The organism is Micromonospora sp. NPDC007220 (assembly GCF_040634035.1).
Taxonomy (GTDB): domain Bacteria; phylum Actinomycetota; class Actinomycetes; order Mycobacteriales; family Micromonosporaceae; genus Micromonospora; species Micromonospora reichwaldensis.
Genome location: NZ_JBEYEU010000050.1, coordinates 1 through 12030, shown reverse-complemented (window position 1 = coordinate 12030; position 12030 = coordinate 1). Strand labels below are relative to the sequence as shown.

2 protein-coding genes are annotated in these 12030 nt (G+C 75.7%); both read right to left on the bottom strand.

Going from position 1 to position 12030, the window contains the following annotated elements; genetic code table 11:
• On the bottom strand, positions 1-7631 hold a 7631-nt coding region (locus tag ABZ573_RS32280), incomplete at its 3' end, for a type I polyketide synthase (protein WP_358122875.1).
• A gap of 47 nt (positions 7632-7678) precedes the next feature.
• Positions 7679-12030, bottom strand: a 4352-nt coding sequence (locus ABZ573_RS32275; RefSeq protein WP_358122873.1) for a type I polyketide synthase, incomplete at its 5' end; no start/stop codon positions are given.

Below are 12030 nucleotides of genomic sequence, written 5' to 3'. Positions count from 1 at the left end.
GCCACCTCCTGCACCGCCGCCGAATGCGACGCGTAGTCCACCGGGATCAACCGGGCCCGCACACCGTCGGCCTGGCAGGACTCGACCAGGTCGGCGACCGGCTGCGGCGGACCCGACACCACGACCGTGGACGGGCCGTTGACGGCCGCCACCCCGACACCCGGGAACGCCGGCAGCCGCTCGGCCACCGCCTCGGCCGACAGGTCCACCGACGCCATCGTCCCCGTGCCCCGCAGCACCGTCAGCGCCCGCGACCGCAGCGCCACGGCCTTCGCCGCGTCCTCCAGGGACAGGATGCCGGCCACGCAGGCCGCACCGATCTCGCCCTGCGAGTGACCGACCACCGCCGCCGGGGTGACACCGGCGTGCTGCCACACGGCGGCGAGCGCCATGCCGACAGCCCACAGCACCGGCTGCACGACCTCGACCCGCGCCAACCACGACTCGTCCTCACCGGTGAGCACCGAGATCAGGTCCACGTCCAGGTACGGGGCGAGGGCCCGCTGACACTCCGCCAGCCGCGCATCGAACACCGGCGTACGGCCCACCAGACCGGCCGCCATCCGCGCCGACTGCGCACCCTGACCCGGGAACACGAACACCGGACCCGCACCGTGGGGCGTGGCGGCGCCGGCGACGACGTTGCCAGCCGGCGCCCCCGACACCAGCGCGTCCAGCCCCGCCAGCAGCTCCTCCAGGCTCGACCCGACGACGGCGGCCCGCTGGTCGAACACCGACCGGGTGGCGGCGAGGGACCAGCCCACCGCCGCCGCATCGACCTCGCCGCGCTCGCGCACGTACTCCGCCAGGCGGGCGGCCTGGCCCGCCAGGGCGCCCTTCGACCGCCCCGACAGCGACCACAGCACCGCGTCGGAGGTCACGAGCCCGGGGCCGGGCTCGGCCGGGGCCACGGCCTGCGGCTCGTCGGCCTGCTCGATGATCACGTGGGCGTTCGTGCCGGAGATGCCGAACGAGGACACCGCCGCCCGGCGCGGCCGGTCCACCGCCGGCCACGGCCGCGACTCCGTCGCCAGCTCCACCGCGCCGGAGGTCCAGTCGATGTGCGGGGACGGCTCGTCCACGTGCAGCGTCGCCGGGACGAGGCCGTGCCGGATGGCCTGCACCATCTTGATCACGCCGGCGACACCGGCGGCGGCCTGGGCGTGGCCGATGTTCGACTTGATCGAGCCGAGCAGCAGCGGCCGGTCGGCGGGCCGCTCCCGCCCGTACGTGGCGAGCAGGGCCTGCGCCTCGATCGGGTCACCGAGGGTCGTGCCCGTGCCGTGCGCCTCGACCACGTCCACGTCGGCGGTCGTCAGGCGGGCCGACGCGAGGGCCTGGCGGATCACCCGCTGCTGCGAGGGGCCGTTCGGGGCGGTCAGCCCGTTGGAGGCGCCGTCCTGGTTGATCGCGGAGCCGCGCACCACCGCGTACACGGTGCGGCCCTGCCGGCGGGCGTCGGAGAGCCGCTGCACGAGCAGCATGCCGACGCCCTCGGACCAACCGGTGCCGTCGGCGGACGCGGCGAAGGACTTGCACCGGCCGTCGGCGGCGAGGCCGCGCTGCCGGGAGAACTCGACGAACGCGGTCGGGGTGGCCATCACCATGACGCCGCCGGCGAGGGCCATGTCGCACTCACCGCGCCGCAGCGCCTGACCGGCCCAGTGCAGCGCGACGAGGGAGGACGAGCAGGCGGTGTCCAGCGACACCGCCGGCCCTTCCAGCCCGAACGTGTACGCCACCCGCCCGGAGATGACGCTGCTGGTCATCCCGGTCAGCATGTAGCCCTCGGCGGCCTCCGGCGAGTACGCGAGCAGCGAGCCGTAGTCCTGGCCGCTGGTGCCGACGAAGACGCCGGTGCTGCTGCCCCGTACGTCGGTCGGATCGATGCCGGCGGACTCGAAGGACTCCCAGGTGGTCTCCAGCAGCAGCCGCTGCTGCGGGTCCATGGCCAGGGCCTCGCGGGGCGAGATGCCGAAGAAGCCGGGGTCGAAGCGGTCGACGCCGCTGAGGAAGCCGCCGCCGCGGGCGTAGAAGGTGCCGGGGGCGTCGGGGTCGGGGCTGTAGAGGCTGTCGAGGTCCCAGCCCCGGTCGGTCGGCAGGTCGCTGATCGCGTCGACGCCGTCGACCACCAGCCGCCACAGGTCGTCGGGCGACCACACGCCGCCGGGCAGCCGGCAGGCCATGCCGATGATCGCGAGGGGCTCGTCGTCGCCGACCGGCACGGCGGTCGTCGTGGGTCGCACGGGGACCGGGGTGCCGGCGATCTCCGTACCCAGGAAGGCTGCCAGGTCGTGCGGGGTCGGGTAGTCGAAGACGAGGGTGGCCGGCAGCCGCATCCCGAAGGCGTTGTTGAGCCGGTTGCGCATCTCGACGGCGGTGAGCGAGTCGAAGCCGAACTCGCTGAACGCCCGGCGCGGCTCGATGGCCGCCGGGTCGGGGTAGCCGAGCACGGCGGCGGCCTGGCCGCGGACGATCTCGACCAGCGCGGCGGCCCGCTCGGCGTCGCCGAGCCCGGCGAGCTGCTGCACCAGCGAGGCGCCGGTGGTGGCCGCGGCGGCGCGGGCGGGCATGCGGATCAGCGCCCGGTACAGCGGCGGGATGCTCCCGCCGGCGAACTGCACCTTCATCGCGGCGAGGTCCAGCCGGGCCGGGACGAGCGCGGCGTCGGTGGTGCGGCAGGCCGCGTCGAAGAGGGCGAGCCCCTCCTCGGCCTCCATGGCGGCGACGCCGGAGCGGGAGATCCGGTTGAGGTGGACGTCGTCCAGCTCGGTGGTCATGCCGCTGCGGTCGGCCCAGAGGCCCCAGGCGAGGGTGAGGGCGGCGAGGCCGCGCGCCTTGCGGTGCTGGGCCAGCCCGTCGAGGAACGCGTTGGCGGCGGCGTAGTTGCCCTGGCCCGGGCCGCCTGCGGTGGCGGCGAGCGAGGAGTACGAGACGAACGCCTTCAGATCGAGGTCGGCGGTCAGCTCGTGCAGGTGCCACGCGGCGTCGACCTTGGGCCGCAGCACGCCGTCCATCCGCTCGGGGGTGAGCGAGGAGATGACGCCGTCGTCGCGGACGCCGGCGGCGTGGATGACGGCGGTGAGCGGGTGCTCCGCCGGGATGCCGGCCAGCAGCTCGGCCACGGCGGCGCGGTCGGCGACGTCGCAGGCGGCGACGGTGACGCTCACGCCGAGCGACTCCAACTCGGCGCAGAGCTCCGCGACGCCCCCGGCGGCGCGGCCGCGCCGGCTGGTGAGGATCAGGTGCCGGACGCCGTACGTGTCCACCAGGTGCCGGCTCATGAGCTGGCCGAGGGTGCCGGTGGCGCCGGTGATCAGGACGGTGCCGTCCCCGTCGAACGGGGCGGCCGGCGGCTCGCTCGGGGCGGGGACCCGGGTGAGCCGGGCGCCGGCGGCGACGCCCGCGCGGATCACGACCTGCGGCTCGTCGGTGGCGACGGCCGGGACGAGCGCGGCGGCGCAGCCGGCGATGTCGTCGACGTCGACCAGCACGAACCGGTCGGGGTTCTCCGACTGGGCGGAGCGGAGCAGGCCGATCACGGCGGCACCGGCCAGGTCGGTCAGGTCGGTGTCCCATTCGGTGGCGACCGCGCCCGAGGTCAGCACCACCAGCCGGGAGTCCGCGTAGCGGTCGTCGGCGAGGAACTGCTGGAGCACGGCGAGCGCCCGGTGGGTCACCTCGGCGACGGCCCCGGGCACGTCCGCCGACGCGGGCGGGTCGAGGAACGGCACGACCAGCACGCCGGGCGCGCCCGTCCCGTCGTCCATCGCCGTGGCCAGGGCGGTCAGGTCGGCGTACGCCGCCACGGTCGTGCCGGTGGCGGCGACCGCCTCGGTGAGCGCCGCCGCGTCGCCGATGACCGCCCAGTCGACGGTGGACGGGCCGGCGGGCAGCGCGAGCGGGGCCCACTCGACCCTGAACAGCGACTCGGCGCCGCCGCCCCCTGCGGTGCGGAGCTGGTCGGCGGAGACCGGTCGCAGGACCAGGGAGCCGACGGAGATGACGGGCGCGCCGGTGACGTCGGTGAGCAGCAGCGAGATGCTGTCGGGGCCGGTGTGCGAGACCCGGACGCGGGCCGCCGCGGCGCCGGCGCCGTGCAGGGCGACGTCGTTCCAGGAGAACGGCAGCCGGCCGTACCCCGGGGGCATGTCCGCCCCGGACGGCTCCCCGGCCGGCGTGGTCAGGCCGAGGGTGTGCAGCGCCGCGTCGAGCAGGGCCGGGTGCAGGCCGTACCCGCCGGCCTCGGCGGCGGGGGCCTCGGGCAGGGCCAGCTCGGCGAAGAGGTCGTCGCCGCGCCGCCAGGCGGAGCGCAGGGCGATGAACGACGGGCCGTAGTCGTAGCCCTGGGCGGCGAGGTTCAGGTAGAGGTCGTCGGTGCCGACCTCGGTCGCGCCCGGCGGGGGCCAGGTGGTCAGGTCGGACCAGCCGGCGGGGCCGCTCGGCACGGCCGGGCCGCTGGCCAACACTCCGCTGGCGTTGCGGGTCCAGGCCCGCTCGCCCTCGTCCGGCTCGCCGTCCTGGGCGGAGTGCAGCGACACGGACCGGCAGCCGGTCTCGTCCGCCGGGCCGATCCAGAGCTGGATGTCGACGCCCCCGGTCTCCGGCAGGATCAGCGGCGATTCCAGGGTGAGTTCGCGGACGTGGTCGGCGCCGACGTGCGCGCCGGCCTGGAGGGCGAGTTCGACGAAGCCGGTGCCGGGCAGCAGCACGGTGTCGAAGACGACGTGGTCGGAGATCCACGGGTGGGTACGCCGGGCCAGCCGCCCGGTGAACAGGAAGCCCTCGGCGTGCGCGACGCCGACGGCGGCCCCGAGCAGGGGGTGTTGCGCGGGCCGCAGGCCGAACGCGGTGACGTCGCCGGTCCACCCGGCGCCCGCCTCGGGCCAGTAGCGCTGGTGCTGGAACGCGTACGTGGGCAGGTCCACCCGCCGGGCGCCGGTGTCGGCGAACCACGGCTGCCAGTCGACGGCCACCCCGTGCGCGTGCAGCTCGGCCAGCCCGGCCAGCAGCCCGTGCACGGCGGGCCGGTCCTTGCGCTGCACGGCGACGGCCAGCACGCCGTCGTCGCCGGGCAGGATGTCCGCCGCCATCGCGGTCAGTACGCTCTGCGGCCCGACCTCCAGGAACGTGTCCGCCCCGGCGGCGCGCAGCGCGGCGACCCCGTCGGCGAACCGGACGGCCTGCCGGACGTGGCGCACCCAGTAGTCGGCGGTGCGGATCTCGTCGGCGTCGGCGAGCGCCCCGGTCACGTTCGACACGATCGGCAACGTCGGCGCGGCGAAGGTCAGCCCGTCGAGGACGGCCCGGAACCCGTCGAGCATCGGCTCCATCAGCGGACTGTGGAACGCATGGCTGACCGTGAGCCGACGGGTGCGCGCGCCCCGCTCCTTCCAGAGCCGCTCCACCTCGTCGAGAGCCTCGACGGCGCCGGAGACGACCACCGACGTCGGCCCGTTCACGGCCGCGACTCCCACGTCGGCCAGGCCGTCGAGCGTGGCGAGCACATCGGCCTCGGCCGCCGCGACGGCGAGCATCCCGCCGCCCGTGGGCAGCGCCTGCATCAGCCGGCCCCGCGCCGCCACCAGCGCCGCCGCGTCGGCCAGGGACAGCACCCCGGCCACGTGCGCGGCGGCGACCTCGCCGATCGAGTGGCCGCCCACGAAGTCCGGCACCACGCCGTACGAGCCGACGAGCCGGAACAGCGCCACCTCGACGGCGAACAGCCCGGCCTGGGTGAACGCGGTCTGGTCCAGCAGCTCCGCCTCGGCGGAACCCTCCGGAGCGAACAGCACGTCCTTCAGCGGGCGCGGCAGCAGCGGGTCGAGCTGCACGCACACCTCGTCCAGCGCGGCCGCGAAGACCGGGAACTCGGCGTACAACTCCCGGCCCATGCCGGCGCGCTGCGCGCCCTGGCCGGAGAAGAGCACCGCCAGCGGGCCCCGGCCGCCGGCCTGACCCGTGACGACCGCGCCCGACGGCTCCCCGGCGGCGAGGGCGCGCAGCCCGGCCAGCAGGTCGTCGCGGCCCGTCGCGGAGACCACGGCCCGGTGGTCCAGGGTGGAGCGGGAGGTGACCGACGAGAACGCCACGTCCAGGGGCCGCAGGGTCTCGTCGGCGGCGATCCGGGCCGCCCAGCGGCCCGCCTGCGCGGCGAGGCCGGCCGCGTCCCGGGCCGACACCGGCACCGGCACGACCGGCCGCTCGACCACAGGCGCGGCGGCGGCCGACGGGGACTGCTGGGGCGCCGGGGCCTGCTCCAGGATGGTGTGCGCGTTGGTGCCGGACACCCCGAACGAGGAGACCGCCGAGCGGCGCGGGCGGCCCGCCGCCGGCCACGGCGTCGCCTCGGTCACCAGCGACACCTCGCCGGCCGACCAGTCGACCTCGGGCGTCGGCTCGTCCACGTGCAGGGTGGGCGGCACGACGCCGTGCCGCATCGCCATGACCATCTTGATCACACCGGCGACACCGGCGGCGGCCTGGGCGTGACCGATGTTCGACTTGACCGACCCGAGCAGCAGCGGCGCCGAGTCCCCCCGGTCCTGCCCGTACGTGGCGAGCAGCGCCTGCGCCTCGATGGGGTCGCCGAGCCGGGTGCCGGTGCCGTGCGCCTCCACCACGTCCACGCCGCCGGCGGCGAGACCGGCGTTGGCCAGGGCCTGCTGGATCACCCGCTGCTGCGACGGCCCGTTCGGGGCACTCAGGCCGTTGGAGGCGCCGTCCTGGTTCACCGCGCTGCCCCGCACCACGGCGAGGATCGGGTGGCCGTTGCGCTGCGCGTCCGACAGCCGCTCCAGCACCAGGACGCCGACGCCCTCGGACCAGCCGGTCCCGTCGGCGGCGGCGGCGAACGCCTTGCACCGGCCGTCGGCGGCGAGACCGCGCTGCCGGGAGAACTCGACGAAGGCGGCCGGGGTGCACATGGCGGTGACCCCGGCGACGATGGCCAGGGTGCACTCCCGCTGCCGCAGCGCCTGCCCCGCCAGGTGCAGGGCGACCAGGGACGACGAGCAGGCGGTGTCGATGGTGACCGCCGGCCCCTCCAGCCCGAAGGTGTAGGCGATCCGGCCGGAGACCACGCTGCCGGCGTTGCCGGTCATCAGGTGCCCTTCGAGGCCCTGCGCGGCGCCCATCAGCACGGTGCCGTAGTCCTGGCCGGTGCTGCCGGCGAAGACACCGGTGCGGCTGCCGCGCAGCGAGTGCGGGTCGATGCCGGCCCGCTCCAGGGCCTCCCACGAGGTCTCCAGCAGCCAGCGCTGCTGCGGGTCCATCGCCAGCGCCTCCCGGGGGGAGATCGCGAAGAAGCCCGGGTCGAAGTCGGCCAGGTCGTGGACGAAGCCGCCCTGCCGCGTGTACGAGGTGCCGCTCTGCTCGGGGTCGCTGTCGTAGAGCGACCCGAGGTCCCAGCCGCGGTCCTCCGGGAAGTCGGAGACGACGTCCCGGCCGGACGCGACGACCTCCCACAGGTCCTCGGGCGACCGCACCCCGCCGGGGAAGCGGCAGCTCATGGAGACGATGGCGACCGGTTCCTGTTCACCGGCCTCCACCTCGCGCAGGCGCTGGCGCACCTGGTGCAGGTCAGCGGTGACCCGCTTGAGGTAGTCGAGAAGCTTCGCCTCGTCAGCCATGGACCGCGCACTCCTTGTGTTGACCCGTCGTCGCAGCAGCGATCACGTCAGGACATCCCCAGCTCGCGGTCGATGAAGTCGAAGACCTCGTCCGGCGTCGCGTCCTGGAGCTTCTCGGCGACGGTGTCGCCGTCCGCCGGCGCGTCGGCCTCGTTGAGGGAGGCCAGCAGCGCCCGCAGCCGCTCGGTGATCCGAATTCTGGCGCTGCGGTCCGGCGCCGAGCCGGAGAGCGCCGCTTCCAACCTGTCCAGCTCACCGAAGACCGGTGCGACCCCGACCACGCCGCCGTCGACGATCGCGGCCCGCACGTACTCGGCCAGCCCGGCGGCGGTCGGGTAGTCGAAGACGACCGTGGCGGGCAGCCGGACGCCGGTCGCCGCGGTGAGCCGGTTGCGCAGCTCCACGGCGGTCAGCGAGTCGAAGCCGAGTTCCCGGAACGCCCGGTCCGGCTCGACGGCGTCCATCGAGGCGTGGCCGAGCACCGCGGCGGCCTGCCCGCGTACCAGCTCCAGCAGGGTCTTGCGTCGTTCGGCGTCGGTCTGCCCGGCGAGCAGGGCGGCCAGGGACTCCGCGGAGACGCCGGTGTCCTCGGCCCGCTCGGCGACGGCCCGGCGCGCCTCGGCCACGCCCGCGATGAGCGGGCTGGGCCGCACGGCCACGAACCCGGGCACGTAGCGGGCCCAGTCGATGCCGGCCACCATCGTCGCCGGCTCGCCCCGCGCGACGCACTGCGCGAGCGCCGTGAGCGCGGCTTCCGTGTCGAGGCGGGCCACGCCGGTGCGGCGGCGGCGCTCCTCCACGGCCTGGTCGGTGGCGGCCATCCCGCCGGCCGCCCAGGGGCCCCAGGCGACCGACGTGGCCGGCAGGCCCTGCCGGTGCCGCTGCTCGGCGAGGGCGTCGAGGTAGGCGTTGGCCGCGGCGTAGCTGCCCTGACCGGCGGCGCCGAGCTGACCGGCCAGCGCGGAGAACAGCACGAACGCGCGCAGTTCCCGCCCGACGGTCAGCTCGTGCAGGTGCAGGGCGCCGAGCACCTTGGGCCGCAGGACGGTGGCGAGGCGGTCGGCGGTGAGCCCGTCGAGCACCCCGTCCTCCAGCACGCCGGCCGCGTGCACCACGCTGGTCAGCGGCGCGTCGGCGGGTACCTCGTCGAGCAGCTTCGCCAGCGCCGCCCGGTCGGCCACGTCGCAGGCCGCGACGGTCACCCGGGTGCCCGCCCCGGTCAGCTCGCGGACGAGTTCGGCGACGCCGGGGGCGTCCGCGCCGCGGCGGCTCACCAGCATCAGGTGCTCGGCGCCCCGGGCGGCCAGCCAGCGGGCCACCTCCGCGCCGAGCGCGCCGGTGCCGCCGGTGACCAGGGTCGTGCCCGGGTAGCCGGCCTCGTCGGTGGCCGCCTCACCGCCGGGCGCCCGCACCAGCCGGCGGACGAGGATGGTGGCGCCGTCGACCGCGAGCTGGTCCTCGCCGTCGAGGCCGGCGAGCGCGGCGCAGAGCAGGTCCCAGCCGTGGTCGTCCAGGGTGGCCGGCACGTCGACCAGGCCGCCCCACCGCTCGGGGTGTTCGAGGGCCACGACCCGGCCGAGGCCCCAGAGCAGCGACTGCTCCGGCCGGCCGGGCGCGCCGCTGCGGGTGGTGCCGGCGGCGCCCCGGGTGACGCACCACAGCGGCGCGGCGACGTCGAGGTCCCCGAGCGCCTGGATCAGCGCCAGCGAGCGGGCGAGGAAGGGCGGCACCGGCTGGGTGTCGTCGACCGCGCCGTCGGCGAGGGCGAGCAGCGACAGCACCCCGTCCACCGGAGCCGGTACGCCGTCGGGGGTGCGGACGGCACCGCTCAGGTGCGCGGTGAGGGCGGCCCGGTCGGTCAGGTTCTCCGGCACCAGCACCAGTCGGACGTCGGCGCCCCGGCGGGTCAGCTCGACCACCGCGGCCTCGCCCTCCTCCGGGTGCCGCTCGTCGGCGACGACCCACCAGGCGCCGGGCAGGAAGCTGACCGGCGTCCCGGTGTACGGCTGCCAGACGCTGCGGTACCGCAGGTCGTCGAGGCTGGACCGGTTGCGCTGCTGCCGCCGCCAGGAGGCGAGCACCGGCAGGGCGGCGCCCAGCCGTTCCAGGGACTCCGCCGCCTCCTGCTCGGTGAGTTCCGCGAGCGCGGCCAGGTCCTCGCGTTCCACGGCCGCCCAGAACGCGGAGTCGACGCCGCTCGGGGTCTCCTCGGTGTCGCCCTGCCCGGTCACCGCGGTCGGCCAGAAGCGGCTCCGGTCGAAGGCGTACGTGGGCAGCGCCACGACGTCGGTCCCGGCGAGGACCGTGCCCAGGTCGACCGGCAGGCCGATCGTGTGGGCGGTGGCCAGGTTCGTCAGCAACCGCGTCGCGTCGTCGTCACCGCGGCGCAGGCTGCCCAGGGTGTGCCCGGTCGCGCCCGCGTCGTCCAGGATCGCCGTCACCGGCATCGTCAGCACCGGATGCGGGCTGATCTCCACGAACGTCGTGTGACCCGCCTCGACGGCCACCCGCACGGCGGCCTCGAACTGGACGGTCTGCCGCAGGTTGTCGTACCAGTAGTCCGCCGTCATCGAGGACGGGTCGACCCAGTTCCCGGTGAGCGTGGAGACGAGTCGGACGTGGCCCTGTCGCGGAGTCACGTCGGCCAGATCGGCGCGCAACTGCTCGGCGACCTCCTGCACCGCCGCCGAGTGCGACGCGTAGTCCACCGGGATCAACCGGGCCCGCACACCTTCGGCCTGGCACGACTCCACCAGGTCGGCGACCGGCTGCGGCGGACCCGAGACCACGACCGTGGACGGGCCGTTCACCGCCGCCACCCCGACACCCGGGAACGCCGGCAGCCGCTCGGCGACCGCCTCGGCGGAGAGGTCGACCGAGGCCATGGTGCCGGTGCCCCGCAGGACCGTCAGCGCCCGGGAGCGCAGCGCCACGGCCTTCGCCGCGTCGTCCAGGCTGAGGATCCCGGCCACGCACGCGGCACCGATCTCGCCCTGCGAGTGACCGACCACCGCAGCCGGAACCACACCGGCGTGCTGCCACACGGCGGCGAGGGCCATACCCACGGCCCACAGCACCGGCTGCACGACCTCGACCCGCTCCAGCCACGACTCGTCGTCACCGGTCAAGACCGACACGAGATCGACATCGAGATACGGGGCGAGGGCCCGCTGGCACTCGGCCAACTTCGCGTCGAACACCGGCGTACGACCCACCAGACCGGCCGCCATCCGCGCCGACTGCGCACCCTGACCCGGGAACACGAACACCGCACCGGTTCCGGAGGCCGTACCCGTGACGAGGTTCCCCGCCGGCGCGCCGGCGGACAGGGCGTCGAGCCCGGCCAGCAGCTCGGCCACGGTGGCCCCGACGACGGCGGCCCGCTGGTCGAACGTCGACCGGGTGGCGGCGAGGGACCAGCCCACCGCCGCCGCGTCGATGTCGGCGTGCACGCGGACGTGCTGGGCCAGGCGGGCGGCCTGACCGGCCAGCGCGCCCTTCGACCGCCCCGACACCGTCCAGACGACGACGTCGGAGGCCACGAGCCCCGGGCTGCGACCCTCGGCGGCCTCGCCGTCGGGCTCCGCGCTCTCGGCGGGGAGGTCCTCGGGCAGTTCGATGATGACGTGGGCGTTCGTGCCGGAGATGCCGAACGAGGACACCGCCGACCGGCGCGCCCGGTTTACGGCCGGCCACGGCCGCGACTCGATCGCCAGCTCGACGGCGCCGGAGTTCCAGTCGATGTGCGGGGACGGCTCGTCCACGTGCAGCGTCGCGGGGACCACGCCCTCGCGCATCGCCAGCACCATCTTGATCACGCCGGCGACGCCGGCGGCGGCCTGGGTGTGGCCGATGTTCGACTTGACCGACCCCAGCAGCAGCGGCGCGTCGCGCTCCTGCCCGTACGTGGCCAGCAGGGCCTGCGCCTCGATCGGGTCACCCAGCGTCGTGCCCGTGCCGTGCGCCTCGACCACGTCCACGTCGGCCGTGGAGAGCCGCGCCGACGCGAGGGCCTGCCGGATCACCCGCTGCTGGGAGGGGCCGTTCGGGGCGGTCAGACCGTTGGAGGCACCGTCCTGGTTGACGGCGCTGCCCCGCACGATCGCCAGCACCTCGTGGCCGTTGCGCCGGGCGTCCGACAGCCGCTCGACCAGCAGCATGCCCACGCCCTCGCCCCAGCCGGTGCCATCGGCGCCCGCGGCGAACGCCTTGCACCGGCCGTCGGCGGCCAGGCCACGCTGCCGGGAGAACTCCACGAACAGCCCGGGGGTCGACATCACGGTCACGCCGCCGGCGAGGGCGAGGTCGCACTCGCCGCGCCGCAGCGACTGCACCGCCAGGTGCAACGCCACCAACGACGACGAACACGCCGTGTCCACCGACACCGCCGGCCCCTCCA